Consider the following 14,820-nt stretch of genomic DNA (forward strand, 5'->3'; position numbering starts at 1 on the left):
TCTGCCGTCAGCCTTCGGCGATCACCACTGTCGTGGCGATGTCGGTGGTGGCTGGCCGGACGGGTTGCGCGGTGTGTGCGGTACGCGTGGCGGCGTGTCTGCCGTCAGCCTTCGGCGATCACTACCGCCGAGGCGACACCGGCGTCGTGGCTGAGGGACACGTGCCAGGAGCGGACGCCGAGTCGGGCCGCCCGCGCGGCGACCGTTCCCGTCACCCGGAGCCGGGGCTGCCCGCTGTCCTCCACGTAGACCTCCGCGTCCGTCCAGTGCAGTCCGGCCGGGGCGCCCAGCGCCTTGGCCAGCGCCTCCTTCGCCGCGAAGCGCGCCGCGAGCGAGGCCACGCCGCGCCGCTCGCCGCTCGGCAGCAGCAACTCGTTCTCCAGGAACAGACGTTGGGCGAGCGCGGGCGTGCGCTCCAGGGATGCCGCGAAACGGTCGATCTCCGCCACGTCGATACCGACCCCGATGATGCTCATGCCGAGCACCTTATGACCGGGGGGCGTTCGGGCCGTCCGGGTGACCCCGCAGCGCGGCTCGTTCGCCGTGCTCGTACGGCGCGTTTGGCTGATCGCATGATCTGCACACGTATCGCATGCCGGGGTGTCGCGGTCGTCATGGCCGCGATGTTCGTGGTGCCGGTGGGGGGCTCCGCCGCCTCGGCCTCCGCCGCCGATCCGTCGCCGTCGCCGTCGTTGTCGCCCGCCACGGGGGCGCAGGACGTGCTGGTGCCGGGGGCCGCGCCGCGGCCGGGGGTGCCCTGGACCGTCGACACGCCGGACCAGGCCTTGCCGCCGGCCGTGTACACGCCCAGTGCCCGCGAGGACGCCGTGGAGCCGCGGGAGGCCGTGGCGGGGGCGTACGACCGCGTCGAGCACGTGCCGCTCGGCGATGCCGTCGTGCGCGTGGCGTGCAGCAAGCGGACCGGGCCGTACCAGCGGCAGGTCGAGCGGTGGCTGAAGCTGCCGGTGGACGGGAAGCAGTCGGCCGCCGACTGCCGGGCCGTCCGGGCCTTCCAGGTCAAGCACAGGATCAAGCCCGCCACCGGGTTCGCGGGACCCGTCACCTGGGCCACCATGCAGCTCCTCCGAGCGCGCAAGAACCCCAACGCCGCGAAGAAGTGCCCGGTGCGGTCGTACCGCGTCGCCTGCGTCGATCTCAGTCGGCAGCTGACCTGGGTGCAGAAGGGCGAGAAGGTCGTCTACGGGCCGGTGCCGATGCGCAGCGGGCGAGCGGGGTACCGGACCCGGGGCGGGTGGCACAAGGTCTACTGGAAGCACAAGAACCACGTCTCGACGCTGTACCACCAGCCAATGCCGTACGCGCAGTTCTTCAGCGGCGGGCAGGCGTTTCATGCCGTGTACGGGACGATCTACACGACTGTGGGTTCCATGGGCTGCGTGAATCTCCGACTCGGGGACGCGCGGAAGCTGTGGGGTGTGCTGAAGACCGGGGACCGGGTGTACGTGTGGGGGCGTCGGCCGGGGACCTGAAGCCGGGGGCTTGATGTTCGGCGCGGGTGGGGGCCGGGTGCCGGGTGTGCGGGGCGGGTGGGGGCCGGGTGCACTGTGCGGACGGGCTGTCGGTGGCCTCTGAGAGACTGGGGGCGCCATGAGTGAGACAACAGCCCTGCGGACCGCGCCCCTGCGGGCCCGCGCCGAGATCGATCTGGCCGCCCTGCGGGCCAATGTGCGGGCGCTGCGTGCCCTCGCGCCCGGCGCGGCCCTGATGGCCGTCGTGAAGTCCGACGCGTACGGCCACGGCGCGCTGCCCTGCGCGCGGGCGGCCGTCGAGGCGGGGGCCACTTGGCTCGGCACGGCCACGCCCGAGGAGGCCCTCGCGCTGCGGGCCGGGGGCATCGACGACGTCCGGATCATGTGCTGGCTGTGGACGCCCGGCGGGCCCTGGCGCGAGGCGATCGAGGCCGGCCTCGATGTCTCCGTCAGCGCGATGTGGGCCCTGACGGAGGTCACCGCCGCCGCACGGCAGGCCGGCGCCCCCGCGCGCGTACAGCTCAAGGCCGACACCGGCCTCGGGCGCAACGGCTGCCAGCCGGGGGAGGACTGGGCGGAACTCGTCCGGGAAGCCCTCGCCGCCGAGGCCGCCGGGCTGATCCGGATCACCGGCCTGTGGTCCCACTTCGCCTGCGCCGACGAACCGGGGCACCCCTCCGTCGCCCGCCAGCTCGACCTGTTCCGGGAGATGGTGGCCGACGCCGAGCGGCAGGGCGTACGGCCCGAGGTGCGGCACATCGCCAACTCGCCCGCCACGCTGACCCTTCCCGAGAGCCACTTCGACCTCGTCCGGACGGGCATCGCCGTCTACGGCGTCTCGCCCAGCCCCGAGCTCGGCTCCCCGGCCGACTTCGGGCTGCGGCCCGTCATGACGCTGTCCGCCTCACTGGCGCTGGTGAAGCGCGTTGCGGGGGGTCACGGCGTCAGTTACGGGCATCACTACAGCACCCCCGGCGAGACGACCCTCGGACTGGTGCCCGTCGGCTACGCGGACGGCGTTCCGCGGCACGCCTCCGGGAGCGGACCGGTGCTGGTCGACGGCAAGTGGCGGACCGTGGCCGGACGGGTCGCCATGGACCAGTTCGTGGTCGACCTCGGCGGGGACGAGCCCGCGGTGGGCACCGAGGCCGTGCTCTTCGGGCCCGGCGACCGGGGCGAGCCCACCGCCGAGGACTGGGCGCAGGCCGCGGGGACCATCGCGTACGAAATCGTCACGCGCATCGGAACGCGTGTTCCTCGCGTCTATGTGGATGAAGGCCCACGTGAATGAGGAACGGGTGTTCCCCGCGGTTATGTGAATCACGAACGGGCGGGGTAACCGCACAGCGTGCCGAGAGAACGGACAGCGGCCCGGCGAGGAGGAGCAGGTACGTGAGCGAGAGCAGTGCGGAGGCCGTCGCTGCCGTCGCCTCCGCCACCGGGGCGGGCGGCGGCTGGCGCCGTGCGACCGGCATCGCGGGCGCCGCGATAGGCGTCGTCGCCGCGGGCGCGGCGGCCGGTGTCGCCATCGAGCGGCTCACCGTCGGCCGCGGCATGCGCCAGAAGGCCCGGCTCGTGCTCGACTCGGCGGGCCCCTACGGATCGCTGCGCGGCATGCCGGGGAGGGCGCGGGCCGACGACGGCACCGAGCTGTACTACGAGGTCGACGACGTCGAGCCCGAGGGCGGCTCCGCACCCCGCCGACGGCGCCTGTTCGGCCGTAAGGCACCCGCCCCGGTCACCGTGGTCTTCAGCCACGGCTACTGCCTCAGCCAGGACTCCTGGCACTTCCAGCGCGCCGCGCTCCGGGGCGTCGTGCGGACCGTGTACTGGGACCAGCGCTCGCACGGGCGGTCCGAGCGCGGGGTGGACCAGGTGGAGAACGGCGTGCCGGTCGACATCGAGCAGCTCGGGCGGGACCTGAAGGCCGTGATCGACGCGGCCGTGCCGGAGGGGCCGATCGTGCTCGTCGGGCACTCCATGGGCGGCATGACCGTCATGGCGCTGGCCGACCAGTACCCCGAGCTGGTCCGGGAGCGGGTCGTCGCCGTCGCTCTCGTGGGGACGTCGTCCGGGCGGCTCGGCGAGGTCAACTTCGGGCTGCCGGTGGCCGGCGTCAACGCCGTGCGGCGGGTGCTCCCCGGGGTGCTGAAGGCGCTCGGACAGCGGGCCGAGCTGGTGGAGAAGGGGCGCCGGGCCACCGCCGATCTCTTCACCGGGATCATCAAGCGGTACTCGTTCGCGTCCCGGGACGTCGATCCGGCCGTGGCGCGGTTCGCCGAGCGGATGATCGAGGGCACGCCGATCGACGTGGTCGCCGAGTACTACCCGGCGTTCGCCGACCACGACAAGACCGAGGCGCTCGGTCAATTCGTGGACGTGCCGGTGCTGGTGCTGGCCGGGGTGGGCGATCTGGTGACGCCCAGCGAGCACAGTGAGGCCATCGCCGATCTGCTGCCCGACGCGGAGCTGGTGCTCGTGCCGGACGCCGGGCATCTGGTGATGCTGGAACACCCCGAAGTGGTCACCGACCGCCTCGCCGATCTGCTCACCCGCGCGGGGGCGGTGCCGGCGGGGGCTACCGTGGGTGGCTATGGAAGCACCGCACAACCAGGTTGAGACCTCGCTGACCGTCACCTCCCCCGAGCAGATGCGGGAGTTGGGGCGCCGTCTCGCCAAGCTGCTGCGCGCCGGTGACCTCGTGATGCTCAGCGGGGAGCTCGGCGCGGGCAAGACGACGCTGACCCGTGGGCTCGGGGAGGGGCTCGGGGTGCGGGGGGCCGTGACCTCCCCGACCTTTGTGATCGCCCGGGTCCATCCGCCCTTGGGGGACGGGCCGCCGCTGGTCCACGTCGACGCCTACCGGCTCGGTGGTGGGCTCGACGAGATGGAGGACCTGGACCTCGATGTCTCGCTGCCCGAGTCCGTGATCGTGGTGGAGTGGGGCGAGGGGAAGGTCGAGGAGCTGACCGAGGAGCGGCTCCAGGTCGTCATCCATCGGGCCGTGGGGGACACGACCGACGAGGTGCGGCGGGTGACGCTGACGGGGCTCGGGGCGCGGTGGGCGTCGGTGGAGCTGGGGGCGTTGTCGGCCTGAGCGTCGGATGAGGGGTTTCTGAATATTCCGACAACGCGTCGGCAAGATATTGCGTTCGGTGTCCCGGGCGTGGTCACATGGTAGCCAGCCCGTAGTTAGGTGTGCCTAACTACTCCGCCCCCGGCTCCCAGGAGGCGTTCATGCCGGCCACGGAACGGGACGAGACGCAGCCGCGCCGTCCGCTGTACGGAGTGTCCATGCGCGATCTGCTGGCGGCGGGTGCCGCGGCGGAGGCGGTCTCGACGCCGCCGCGTGCGCCGGAGCCGGTGGCTCCGGAAGGGGTGCGGGAGCGTAAGGCCGCCTAGCGGATCACGACTACCTTCTTGCCGATCGTTGCGAAGTCCCACATCGCGTTGCCGTCCTCGCGGGACTCGCGGATGCCGCCCGTCCGGGTGGTGGGGGCGGGCCGTGGGGGCGCTTCGTCCACGGCCGCGCTGAAGCCGATGGTGACGCCGTCCACGCTGGTGAAACGGACCACGTGTTCGACGGGGGTGCCGTCGGTGCCGGTGATCGCGTTCGAGCGGGACGTGACCGTGTAGGTGCCGGGAGGCGGGTCCACGGTGCCGGGGGTGACCCGGAAGGTGCGCCGTGTTCTGTTGGCCGCGTCGACCAGCCATACGCGGTTGTCGTCCACCGAGTACACGACCCGTTCGCCTGTGCCGGAGCCGCTGGGGAGGGCGGCGGGGTTCCTCTTGTCGCGGGGGGCCTTGGAGGCGGCCGCGGCGGGGATGCTGTTCGCGTGCGGGGTGGTGAGGTCGGCGGGGGCGCTTGCCGAGGCCTGGTAGGCGAGGAAACCGACGGTCACGAGGGCCGCCGCGGTGAGCCCGGTCACGAATCCGGAGCTGCTGCTTGCCACCGTCGTCCACCTCTGTCGTGTTTTGTGCGGGGTTTGGCTTGGTCGACCGTAGCAGTCGGGGGTGCCTGCGGCGGCCTGTTGCGGTGGTGTGGGGTGCGCGTAGCGCCTTCGGTGGGGTGGTGGGTCGGGGCCGCGCCGGGGGGTGTCCGTCCTCGGTCCGCCGGGGCGGGGGTTTGTGGGGTGCTGATTCTTCGCGGCGGCCGCTGCGGGCGGACACCCCCCGACACGTCCCCTTGCCGCCGTGCGCGGGTGGCGCGCCGCTCGGGGCGGGGGTGTTCTGCCTCCGAGCGCCCCCTGGGGGTTGGGTGAAGTTCCGGGGTGGGGGGTGGGGAGCCGTAGGCTGTTGGCGTGCTCTTGCTCGCTCTGGATACTGCCACCCCTGCTGTGACCGTCGCGCTGCACGACGGGGCGGACGTCGTCGCCTCGTCGAGTCAGGTGGACGCGCGTCGGCACGGTGAGTTGCTGCTGCCGGCCGTCGACCGTGTGCTCGCCGAGGCGGGGGTGAAGCTCGACGCCGTGACCGGGATTGTTGTGGGGGTCGGGCCCGGCCCGTACACCGGGCTTCGGGTGGGGTTGATGACCGCCGATACTTTTGGGCTCGCGCTCGGTGTGCCTGTGCACGGTGTGTGCACGTTGGACGGGCTTGCCTATGCCTCCGACATTGGGCAGGGGCCCTTCGTCGTGGCGACCGACGCCCGGCGCAAGGAGGTCTACTGGGCGACGTACGCCGACTCGCGCACCCGGCTGACCGAGCCGGCCGTCGACCGGCCCGCCGACATCGCCGAGCGGGTCGCGGGGCTGCCCGCCGTGGGGGCCGGGGCGCTGCTCTACCCCGACACCTTCCCCCGGGCGCATGAGCCCGAGCACGTGTCGGCGGCGGCACTGGCCGGTCTGGCGGCCGAGAAGCTGGCCGCCGGGCAGGAGCTGTCCGCGCCCCGGCCGCTGTACCTGCGCCGGCCCGATGCCCAGGTCCCCAAGAACTACAAGGTGGTCACCCCCAAGTGACGGCATCGCTGCGTGAGATGCGCTGGTGGGACATCGACCCGGTGCTGGAGCTGGAGAAGGCCCTGTTCCCCGAGGACGCCTGGTCCCGGGGCATGTTCTGGTCCGAGCTGGCCCACGCGCGGGGGCCGGGGGCTACCCGGCGGTACGTCGTCGCGGAGGACGGGGGGCGGCTCGTCGGGTACGCGGGGCTGGCTGCCTCCGGGGACCTTGCCGACGTGCAGACCATCGCCGTCGCCCGTGACCAGTGGGGCACCGGGCTCGGCAGCCGGCTGCTGACCGAGCTGCTCCGGGCGGCGACCGACTTCGACTGTGCCGAAGTGATGCTGGAGTGCCGGGTCGACAACATCCGCGCCCAGAAGCTCTACGAGCGGTTCGGCTTCGAAGCCATCGGCTTCCGGCGCGGCTACTACCAGCCGGGCAACATCGACGCCCTGGTCATGCGACTGACCGACCCTTCCACCTCCGTACAAGGAACCGAGATCCATGGCTGACGAACCTCTCGTCCTCGGCATCGAGACCTCCTGCGACGAGACCGGCGTCGGCATCGTCCGCGGCACCACCCTGCTCACGGACGCCGTCGCGTCCAGCGTCGACGAGCACGCCCGTTTCGGCGGGGTCGTGCCGGAGGTCGCCTCCCGGGCGCACCTGGAGGCGATGGTGCCCACCATCGACCGCGCCCTGAAGGAGGCCGGGGTCAGCGCCCGGGACCTGGACGGGATCGCCGTCACCGCCGGGCCGGGGCTCGCGGGTGCGCTGCTGGTCGGGGTGTCGGCGGCCAAGGCGTACGCCTACGCCCTCGGCAAGCCGCTGTACGGCGTCAACCACCTGGCCTCGCACATCTGCGTGGACCAGCTGGAGCACGGCCCGCTGCCGGAGCCCACGATGGCGCTGCTGGTGTCCGGCGGGCACTCCTCGCTGCTGCTGTCCAGCGACATCACCTCCGACGTCCGGCCGATGGGCGCGACGATCGACGACGCGGCGGGGGAGGCCTTCGACAAGATCGCGCGGGTGCTGAACCTGGGCTTCCCCGGGGGGCCTGTCATCGACCGGTACGCGAGGGAGGGGGATCCGGCTGCCATTGCCTTCCCCCGTGGGCTCACCGGGCCGCGCGATCCCGCGTACGACTTCTCCTTCTCGGGGTTGAAGACGGCTGTGGCGCGGTGGATCGAGGCCAAGCGGGCTGCCGGGGAGGAGGTGCCCGTGCGGGACGTGGCGGCCTCCTTCCAGGAGGCGGTGGTGGATGTGCTGACGCGGAAGGCCGTGCGGGCCTGTCGGGACGAAGGCGTCGACCATCTGATGATCGGCGGCGGTGTCGCCGCCAACTCGCGGCTGCGGGCGCTGGCGCAGGAGCGCTGCGAGGCGGCCGGGATCCGGCTCAGGGTGCCGCGGCCGAAGCTGTGCACCGACAACGGCGCGATGGTCGCGGCGCTCGGCGCGGAGATGGTCGCCCGGAACCGGGCCGCCTCCGCCTGGGACCTGTCCGCCGACTCCTCGCTGCCGGTGACGGAACCCCATGTCCCCGGTCACGACCATGTGCACGAGGTCAGCAAGGAGAACCTGTACTCGTGACCGTCGCGCTGATGTGGGAGGCACGGGCCGCCGAGGGGCGGGGCGAGGAACTGCTGGAGTGGGTCCGTGAGCAGCGGCTCGCCGAGGAGCCGCTGCGTCGGGAGACCTTCCGCGCCCCGCAGGACCGGGTGCTGGTCATCACCTGGTGGGACGGCGACTACGACGCGGCCCTGCCCGAGCTGCCCGAGCCCGAGGGCGAGTTGGTCACTCGGGCAGTGCACCGATGGCGGTTCGAGTCAGTGGCCTCGGGCTGAACGACAGGCGCCAGGGCTTCTCCGGGTCGGGGCCCGGCGTCACCGGCGCCATGATCGCGAACAGCCAGGGGTTCAGCGGGCGGCGGAGCAGGGACTTCTCGGCGCGCGGCGCCGCCAGGGCGACCGCCGTCTCGAAGTCCCGCATCCCGCCCACCCACTTGATGTGGGTCGCCTGCAGAAGCGTGAGCAGCGCGGGGAGGCCGACCAGGCCGGCCAGGAACAGGTGCAGCCCGCCGGGGCTGAACAGCGTGCCGTGGACGTTGACCGTCAGCGGCGCGCAGCTGGCGGACACGGTCAACGCCGTGACGGACCACCGCAGTTCATGGTGGACGTGCCTGTCCATTCGCTTCCTCCCCCCCCCGGGGGCTTCAGGACGGCTGCGACACCTCCGTCTCGCACCTGAGACGTCGGTCCGGGCCGAGCACCCGCGTCGGGCCGGTGAGAGTCAGGCGTGCGGTATGGCGGACCTCCGCGCTGGACACCGCCAACCGCAGTTCCAGAGCGCCTGGTTCGACCACCTTCAGATTCGAACGGTTGGTGAAGGCCGACAGGTCGGCGTGGAAGCGGAAGGTCACCCGGCGGGCCTCGCCGGGGGCCAGGTGCAGCCGCTGGTAGCCGATCAGGCGGACGTCGGGCCGGGTCACGGAGGCCACCGGGTCGTGCAGGTACAGCTGGACCACCTCCGCGCCCTCGCGGTCGCCGGTGTTGCGGACGGTCACGCCCAGGTCGTACGAGCCGTCCGTGCCGATCTCCGCGTCCGCCGCGTCGGACTCCCACGCGAAGGTCGTGTACGAGCCTCCGTGGCCGAAGGCGTACAGCGGGGTCGGGTCCAGGTTGCTGACCTCGCCCGCGAGGCCGAGGGGCGGCTGGAGGTAGGTCCAGGGCTGGCCGCCGGGCACCCGGGGGACGCTCACGGGGAGGCGGCCGGAGGGGTTGACCCGGCCCGACAGGACGCCGGCCACCGCAGGGCCGCCCTCCTCGCCGGGGAAGAAGGCCTGGACCACGGCGGCGAGCCGTCCGTGCCAGCGGCCGAGCGCGTAGGGGCGGCCGGTGAGCAGGACCAGGACGACCGGGACGCCGGTGGCGACGAGGGTGTCCAGCAACTCGGCCTGTACACCGGGGAGGTGAAGGTCCGTCACGTCGCAGCCCTCGCCGGACGTGCCGCGCCCGAACAGGCCCGCCCGGTCGCCCAGTACGGCCACGCACACATCCGCCTCCGAGGCGCGGGCCACGGCCTCCTCGAAGCCGGAGGTGTCGGGGGCCGAGGTGTCGCAGCCCTCCGCGAACGTCACCTTGGCGTCCGGGAGTTCGGTGCGCAGTGCTTCCAGGACCGTCGGGATGTCGATGCCGGTCGGGATGTCCGGGTGGTGGGTGAGGACGTGCGAGGGGAAGGAGTAGCAGCCGAGCATCGCCAGCGCGTCGGCCGCCCGCGGGCCCACCACGGCGATCCGGGTGTCCGGGGAGAGCGGCAGGATGCCGTCGGGGTTGTCCAGGAGGACGACCGACTCCTCGGCCAGGCGCCGGGCCACCGCGCGGTTCTCCGCCGAGTCCAGGTCGATCCGCTCGGTCGGGTCCGGGTCCCAGTCCTCGTCGAGCAGGCCCAGTTCGCACTTCTGGAGCAGCACCCGGCGTGCCGCGCGGTCGATCAGGGACTCGGGGATCTCGCCCGCCCGGACGGCCTCCACCAGCGGGGTGCCGTAGCACTTCAGGGTGGGCAGTTCGACGTCGAGGCCGGCCGCGAGCGCCGCGTGGGCCGCGCCCGCCTCGTCCGCGGCGATCCGGTGCTGGCTCTGCAGGAAGCCGATGCCGAAGTAGTCGGCGACCACCGTGCCGGTGAACCCCCACTCCTGTCGCAGGAGTTCGGTCAGCAGCCAGGGGTCGGCGGAGGCCGGGACGCCGTCGGTGTCGGTGTACGCGGCCATCACCGAACGGGCGCCGCCCTCGCGCAGGGCGAACTCGAAGGGCAGCAGGGTGATGTCGGCGAACTCGCGGACCCCCGCCCGCACGGGCGCCAGGTTGCGGGCGCCCGCCGAGGACGCGTACCCGGCGAAGTGCTTGAGCGTGGCGACGATCCCGGCCGACTCCAGGCCCCGGACGTAGGCGGCGCCGACCGTGCCGACCAGGTACGGGTCCTCGCCGATGGTCTCCTCGACCCGCCCCCAGCGCGGGTCGCGGACGACGTCGAGGACGGGGGCGAGGCCCTGGTGGACGCCGACCGAGCGCAGGTCGTGGCCGATGCGCCGGGCCATCTCCGCCACCAGCGGCGGGTCGAAGCTCGCGCCCCAGGCCAGCGGCACCGGATACGCCGTGGCCTGCCAGGCGGTGAAGCCGGCCAGGCACTCCTCGTGGGCCACCGCAGGAATGCCGAAACGGCCCGCCGCCGTGATACGGCGCTGGGCGCGGGCCAGTGCCTGCGCGCCCAGCGCCGGGTCCACGGGGGCGGTGCCGAAGGGGCGGGTGAGCTGGCCGAGCCCCTGGGTGATCAGCTCGGACCATTCATAGTCGTTGGAGCCCGCGGTCATCTCACGTTGCAGCGGGGCGACTTCCGCCCCGTCGGTGCTGGCGCCCACCCACACGCCGTACAGCTGGGCGATCTTCTCCTCCAGGGTCATCCGGGAGAGCAGGTCGTCGACGCGGGCGGAGGCGGGCTGGGCGGGGTCGCGCCAAGGGGCGGTGGTCATGAAACTCCTGTCGGGGCGGGTGGCCTCTCGCGAATGAAATGTATGACCTCTCGCGAATGTTTCGTTATTCACTTCGAATGTTCCGGGAACCTAGGGGCGGCGAGAAGGGTTCGTCAAGAGGGGGCGCAGGGATACGATCGCCGCCATGACACCCCCGGAGCCCGCAGAAACCCGGACGACAGGCCGCGCGACCGGTCGGTCCACGCAGACCGCGACGCTCGCCGAGATCGCGCGGGAGGCCGGCGTCTCGGCGCCGACTGTTTCGAAAGTCCTCAACGGCCGCGCCGACGTCGCCCCCGCGACGCGCAGCCGCGTCGAGGAGCTGCTGCGCGCCCACGGCTACCGTCGCCGACGGGCCGAGGCGAGCCGCTCACCCCTGATCGACCTGGTCTTCCACGAGCTGGAGAGCGCGTGGGCGATGGAGGTCATCCGGGGCGTGGAGAACGTCGCCCGGGACGCCGGGCTGAGCGTGGTGCTGAGTGAGAGCGCGGGGCGGCTCACGCCCGGGCGGACCTGGGCCGACCAGGTCGCCGCCCGGCGTCCGCACGGCGTGATCCTGGTGCTGTCCGGGCTCGACGAGTCCCAGCGCGCGCTGCTGACCAGCCGGTCCATCCCGTTCGTGGTGATGGACCCGGCCGGCGACCCCGGCGCGGACGTGCCCTCCATCGGCGCCACCAACTGGCAGGGCGGACTCGCCGCCACCCGGCACCTGGTCGAGCTCGGGCACCGCCGGATCGGCGCGATCAGCGGGCCCTCGCGGATGATGTGCAGCCGCGCCCGCGTCGACGGCTACCGGGCCGCGCTGGAGACGGCCGGGCTGCCGGTCGACCCCGCGCTGATCCGGCCCGGTGACTTCCACCACGAGACCGGCTACCGCCAGGGCCTTGAGCTGCTGCGCGGGCCGGACCGGCCCACCGCCGTCTTCGCCGGCAACGACCTCCAGGCGCTCGGCCTGTACGAGGCGGCGCGCGAGCTGGGCCTGCGCATCCCGGAGGACCTCAGCGTCGTCGGCTTCGACGATCTGCCGGTCGCCCGCTGGGTGGGCCCGCCGCTGACGACCGTACGGCAGCCGCTGACCGAGATGGCCGAGGCCGCCGCCAAGCTGGTGCTCGACCTGGCCCGGGAGGACGGCGATCCGGCGGCTACGCGGGTGGAGCTGGCGACGAGCCTGGTGGTGCGCAGCAGCACGGGAGCGCCTCCGGCCGCCTGACGGGGCCTTGTTGACGGGTGTTCCGTGCCGCCCCACACTGCACCGAAGCCAGTCGGTTGTTCAACCGAAACTTTCGGAGGCACCCGCAATGAGATCTCTGAGAACGGGCTCGGCTCTGGCGTCGCTGGTCACCGGCCTCGCCCTGCTCGGCACGGCGCCCGCGGCCCACGCCGCCGACACCCCGCTGCGCGACCTCGCCGACGCCAAGGGCAAGGTCATCGGCACCGCGGTCACCGGGTCCAAGCTCACCGGGACCTACGGCGACATCGCCGGGGGGCAGTTCAACGCGCTCACCCCCGGCAACGCCATGAAGTGGGGCTCGGTCGAGCCCGTACGGGGCACCTTCGACTGGGCCGAGGCCGACCGCATCGTCGACTTCGCCGAGGCGCACGGCCAGCAGGTGCGCGGCCACACCCTGGTCTGGCACAGCCAGAACCCGAACTGGCTGACGAACGGGAACTGGACCCCGGCCCAGCTGCGGCAGCTCATGACCGACCACATCGCCACCGAGGTCGGCCGCTACAAGGGGCGGGTGGCGACCTGGGACGTGGTCAACGAGCCGTTCAACGAGGACGGCACCTACCGGCAGACGCTCTGGTACAACGGCCTCGGCACCGACTACATCGCCCAGGCGCTGACCGCCGCCCGGGCCGCCGACCCGAGCGCCAAGCTGTACATCAACGACTACAACGTCGAAGGGATCAACGCCAAGAGCACCGCCCTGTACAACCTGGTCAGGTCGCTGAAGGAGCGCGGGGTGCCCATCGACGGGGTGGGCCTGCAGGCCCACCTCATCCTCGGCCAGGTGCCGTCCACCCTCCAGCAGAACATCCAGCGCTTCGCCGACCTCGGCCTCGACGTGGCGATCACCGAGCTGGACATCCGGATGAGGACCCCCTCGGACAGCGCCCGGCTCGCCCAGCAGGCCGCCGAGTACCGGCAGGTGGTGAACGCCTGCGCCGCCGTGAGCCGCTGCCACGGCGTCACCGTGTGGGGCTTCACCGACTCCGACTCCTGGATCCCGGAGACCTTCCCCGGCGAGGGCGCGGCGACGCCGTACGACGAGAACTACGCGCCGAAACCGGCGTACTACGCCATCGCGGAGGCGCTCGGCGGGACGACCACCCCGCCGACGGGTGCGTGCACGGCGACGTACAGCGTGGTCAACCAGTGGAACACCGGGTTCACCGGGCAGGTGCGGATCGCCTGCGAGGGGGCCTCGCTGTCGTCGTGGAGGGTGAACTGGAGCTACGGGGCGGGGCAGCGGATCAGTCAGGCGTGGAACGCGGACTGCACGCAGAGCGGTACGGCGGTCAGGTGCGCCCATGCCTCGTACAACGGGACCGTGCCGGACGGTGGTTCGGTGACCTTCGGGTTCAACGCGTCCTGGAGCGGGAGCAATCCGGTGCCGACCGTGACGCTGGACCGAGAAATCTGAGAATTTCTCAAGAAAAACGTCCGCGGCATGCTCCTCGTAATAATTCGGACTTACGTTCCTGTCCGTGACCGGAGATGACGCGAGTAGAAGAGCGGGCCGGCGGTCGACAGCGCTCAAGGCCGCCGGCCTCTCGCTGGCGTGCGTGCTGGTGCTCGCCGCCGCCGCGGCGGGCTGGGCGTACTGGCAGCTGAACGACAACATCACCAGTGTCGACATCAACAGCGCGCTCGGCGACGACCGGCCGCCCAAGGCGACGCCGACGCCCACCGATTCCGCCGAGGAGCTGCCCACCGAGGCGCTGAACATCCTCGTCCTCGGCTCCGACTCGCGCAGCGGCGCGGCGAACCGGAAGCTCGGCGGCGGCGACAGCGAAGGCGCCCGCTCCGACACGGCGATGGTGGTGCACATCGACGCGGGGCGGTCCGGGGCGACGGTGGTGAGCATCCCGCGGGACACGCTCGTCACCCGGCCGTCCTGCCCGCTGGAGGACGGCGGCTCCACCGCGCAGGTCCACCACGCGATGTTCAACAGCGCCTACGCGGTGGGCGGGCCGGTCTGCGCGGTCAAGACCGTCGAGTCGATGACGAACGTCCGCATGGACCACTACGTCGAGATCGACTTCGCGGGCTTCGCCAAGCTGGTGGACGCGCTCGGCGGCGTCACCGTCACCACGGAGGAGGACATCGACGACGAGGACAGCCACCTCACCCTGGAGGCCGGCACCCACCACCTCGACGGCGAGCGGGCCCTCGCCCTGGCCCGCACCCGGCACGGCATTGGCGACGGCAGCGACCTGGGCCGCATAGGCCTCCAGCAGACGCTGGTGAAGGCGCTGCTGGCGCAGATCTCCGCCACGAGCCTGTTCACCGACCCCGCCCAGCTCTACCGGGTGGCCGACGCGGTCACCGGCAGCCTCACCACCGACACCGGCCTGGACTCCCTGACCGAGCTGACGGGCCTCGGCAGGAGCCTGCGAAGCCTGTCGGAGGACAGCGTGCGGACGGTGACCATGCCGGTCGTCCGGGCGCCCTGGGACCCCAACCGGGTGGTCGCGGACGAGCCGGAGGCGAGCGAACTGTGGGAGTCGCTGCGCTGATTCGGGGGCGAGTGAACTGCGGGAGTCGCTGCGCTGATTCGGGGGCGAGTGAACTGCGGGAGTTGCCGCGCTGATCCGGGGGCGGGCGGGCTGTGGCAGTCGCTGCGCTGATCACGACCCGGAG

16 protein-coding genes are annotated in these 14,820 nt (G+C 72.4%); 12 read left to right on the forward strand and 4 right to left on the reverse strand.

Annotated elements, in window-relative coordinates:
- Nucleotides 1-104: 104 nt before the first annotated feature.
- Nucleotides 105-476 carry a holo-ACP synthase gene (locus tag ICC28_RS10565; RefSeq protein WP_188288198.1) on the reverse strand — a complete coding sequence of 124 codons (372 nt, stop codon included), beginning with the start codon at nt 474-476 and terminating at the stop codon, nt 105-107.
- A 96-nt stretch (nt 477-572) separates the two neighbouring features.
- Here ICC28_RS10565 and ICC28_RS10570 point away from each other — a divergent pair, with 96 nt between their 5' ends.
- The 5 genes from ICC28_RS10570 to ICC28_RS10590 all read left to right on the forward strand — a co-directional run bounded on the left by ICC28_RS10570 (nt 573) and on the right by ICC28_RS10590 (nt 4,892).
- On the forward strand, nt 573-1,490 hold the full coding sequence (locus tag ICC28_RS10570; protein WP_223188644.1) for a L,D-transpeptidase family protein: 918 nt from the start codon (nt 573-575) through the stop codon (nt 1,488-1,490).
- Between the two features lie 118 nt (nt 1,491-1,608).
- Nucleotides 1,609-2,781 carry an alanine racemase gene (gene alr, locus ICC28_RS10575; protein ID WP_188288199.1) on the forward strand — a complete coding sequence of 391 codons (1,173 nt, stop codon included), beginning with the start codon at nt 1,609-1,611 and terminating at the stop codon, nt 2,779-2,781.
- Nucleotides 2,782-2,882: 101 nt separating this feature from the next.
- Nucleotides 2,883-4,109: an alpha/beta fold hydrolase gene (locus ICC28_RS10580; protein WP_188288200.1), complete on the forward strand. Its 1,227-nt coding sequence runs from the start codon at nt 2,883-2,885 to the stop codon at nt 4,107-4,109.
- Complete coding sequence (gene tsaE / locus ICC28_RS10585; RefSeq protein ID WP_188288201.1) at nt 4,084-4,587, forward strand: tRNA (adenosine(37)-N6)-threonylcarbamoyltransferase complex ATPase subunit type 1 TsaE; 504 nt, start codon at nt 4,084-4,086, stop codon at nt 4,585-4,587. The genes ICC28_RS10580 and tsaE overlap by 26 nt, the downstream gene beginning before the upstream one ends.
- Before the next feature lie 140 nt (nt 4,588-4,727).
- On the forward strand, nt 4,728-4,892 hold the full coding sequence (locus ICC28_RS10590) for a hypothetical protein (RefSeq protein WP_188288202.1): 165 nt from the start codon (nt 4,728-4,730) through the stop codon (nt 4,890-4,892).
- Here ICC28_RS10590 and ICC28_RS10595 read toward each other — a convergent pair.
- Entirely contained in the window at nt 4,889-5,443 is a 555-nt protein-coding gene (locus ICC28_RS10595; RefSeq protein ID WP_188288203.1) for a L,D-transpeptidase, read from the reverse strand. The genes ICC28_RS10590 and ICC28_RS10595 overlap by 4 nt on opposite strands.
- Nucleotides 5,444-5,791: 348 nt before the next feature.
- Between ICC28_RS10595 and tsaB the strand changes: the two genes are divergently transcribed.
- The 4 genes from tsaB to ICC28_RS10615 are packed head-to-tail and all read left to right on the forward strand — an operon-like array spanning nt 5,792 to nt 8,271.
- The gene (tsaB, locus tag ICC28_RS10600) at nt 5,792-6,448 is read left to right on the forward strand and encodes a tRNA (adenosine(37)-N6)-threonylcarbamoyltransferase complex dimerization subunit type 1 TsaB (RefSeq protein WP_188288204.1); all 657 of its coding nucleotides are present in this window, start codon (nt 5,792-5,794) and stop codon (nt 6,446-6,448) included.
- A gap of 17 nt (nt 6,449-6,465) precedes the next feature.
- A complete protein-coding gene (rimI, locus tag ICC28_RS10605; RefSeq protein WP_188288422.1) occupies nt 6,466-6,939 on the forward strand; it encodes a ribosomal protein S18-alanine N-acetyltransferase in 474 nt (157 codons plus the stop codon).
- On the forward strand, nt 6,932-8,017 hold the full coding sequence (gene tsaD / locus ICC28_RS10610; RefSeq protein ID WP_188288205.1) for a tRNA (adenosine(37)-N6)-threonylcarbamoyltransferase complex transferase subunit TsaD: 1,086 nt from the start codon (nt 6,932-6,934) through the stop codon (nt 8,015-8,017). The genes rimI and tsaD overlap by 8 nt, the downstream gene beginning before the upstream one ends.
- On the forward strand, nt 8,014-8,271 hold the full coding sequence (locus ICC28_RS10615) for a hypothetical protein (protein ID WP_188288206.1): 258 nt from the start codon (nt 8,014-8,016) through the stop codon (nt 8,269-8,271). Before tsaD ends, ICC28_RS10615 begins: the two co-directional genes overlap by 4 nt.
- Here the strand turns inward: ICC28_RS10615 and ICC28_RS10620 are convergent.
- Both ICC28_RS10620 and ICC28_RS10625 read right to left on the reverse strand, forming a co-directional pair.
- Entirely contained in the window at nt 8,222-8,614 is a 393-nt protein-coding gene (locus ICC28_RS10620; RefSeq protein ID WP_188288207.1) for a hypothetical protein, read from the reverse strand. The genes ICC28_RS10615 and ICC28_RS10620 overlap by 50 nt on opposite strands.
- A gap of 25 nt (nt 8,615-8,639) precedes the next feature.
- Nucleotides 8,640-10,952 (reverse strand): glycoside hydrolase family 3 N-terminal domain-containing protein, encoded by a 2,313-nt coding sequence (locus ICC28_RS10625; RefSeq protein WP_188288208.1) that lies wholly within the window; start codon nt 10,950-10,952, stop codon nt 8,640-8,642.
- 145 nt (nt 10,953-11,097) lie between these two features.
- Here ICC28_RS10625 and ICC28_RS10630 point away from each other — a divergent pair, with 145 nt between their 5' ends.
- The 3 genes from ICC28_RS10630 to ICC28_RS10640 all read left to right on the forward strand — a co-directional run bounded on the left by ICC28_RS10630 (nt 11,098) and on the right by ICC28_RS10640 (nt 14,696).
- Nucleotides 11,098-12,162, forward strand: a complete 1,065-nt coding sequence (locus ICC28_RS10630; RefSeq protein WP_188288209.1) for a LacI family DNA-binding transcriptional regulator — start codon at nt 11,098-11,100, stop codon at nt 12,160-12,162.
- Between the two features lie 88 nt (nt 12,163-12,250).
- Nucleotides 12,251-13,600, forward strand: coding sequence for an endo-1,4-beta-xylanase (locus ICC28_RS10635; RefSeq protein WP_188288210.1), 1,350 nt, complete (start codon nt 12,251-12,253; stop codon nt 13,598-13,600).
- A gap of 64 nt (nt 13,601-13,664) precedes the next feature.
- Entirely contained in the window at nt 13,665-14,696 is a 1,032-nt protein-coding gene (locus ICC28_RS10640) for an LCP family protein (protein ID WP_188288211.1), read from the forward strand.
- Nucleotides 14,697-14,820 lie beyond the last annotated feature (124 nt).

Origin of the sequence: Streptomyces sp. TRM68416, from assembly GCF_014596915.1 — a bacterium.
Classification (GTDB): domain Bacteria; phylum Actinomycetota; class Actinomycetes; order Streptomycetales; family Streptomycetaceae; genus Streptomyces.

Bases quoted from the DNA above. Each gene is read 5' to 3' on its own strand.
- ICC28_RS10625 (WP_188288208.1), bottom strand. From the start codon at position 10,952: ATGACCACCGCCCCTTGGCGCGACCCCGCCCAGCCCGCCTCCGCCCGC.
- ICC28_RS10620 (WP_188288207.1), bottom strand. From the start codon at position 8,614: ATGGACAGGCACGTCCACCATGAACTGCGGTGGTCCGTCACGGCGTTG.
- alr (WP_188288199.1), top strand. From the start codon at position 1,609: ATGAGTGAGACAACAGCCCTGCGGACCGCGCCCCTGCGGGCCCGCGCC.
- ICC28_RS10590 (WP_188288202.1), top strand. From the start codon at position 4,728: ATGCCGGCCACGGAACGGGACGAGACGCAGCCGCGCCGTCCGCTGTAC.
- ICC28_RS10630 (WP_188288209.1), top strand. From the start codon at position 11,098: ATGACACCCCCGGAGCCCGCAGAAACCCGGACGACAGGCCGCGCGACC.
- ICC28_RS10565 (WP_188288198.1), bottom strand. From the start codon at position 476: ATGAGCATCATCGGGGTCGGTATCGACGTGGCGGAGATCGACCGTTTC.
- rimI (WP_188288422.1), top strand. From the start codon at position 6,466: ATGCGCTGGTGGGACATCGACCCGGTGCTGGAGCTGGAGAAGGCCCTG.
- tsaE (WP_188288201.1), top strand. From the start codon at position 4,084: ATGGAAGCACCGCACAACCAGGTTGAGACCTCGCTGACCGTCACCTCC.
- ICC28_RS10635 (WP_188288210.1), top strand. From the start codon at position 12,251: ATGAGATCTCTGAGAACGGGCTCGGCTCTGGCGTCGCTGGTCACCGGC.
- tsaD (WP_188288205.1), top strand. From the start codon at position 6,932: ATGGCTGACGAACCTCTCGTCCTCGGCATCGAGACCTCCTGCGACGAG.
- ICC28_RS10570 (WP_223188644.1), top strand. From the start codon at position 573: ATGATCTGCACACGTATCGCATGCCGGGGTGTCGCGGTCGTCATGGCC.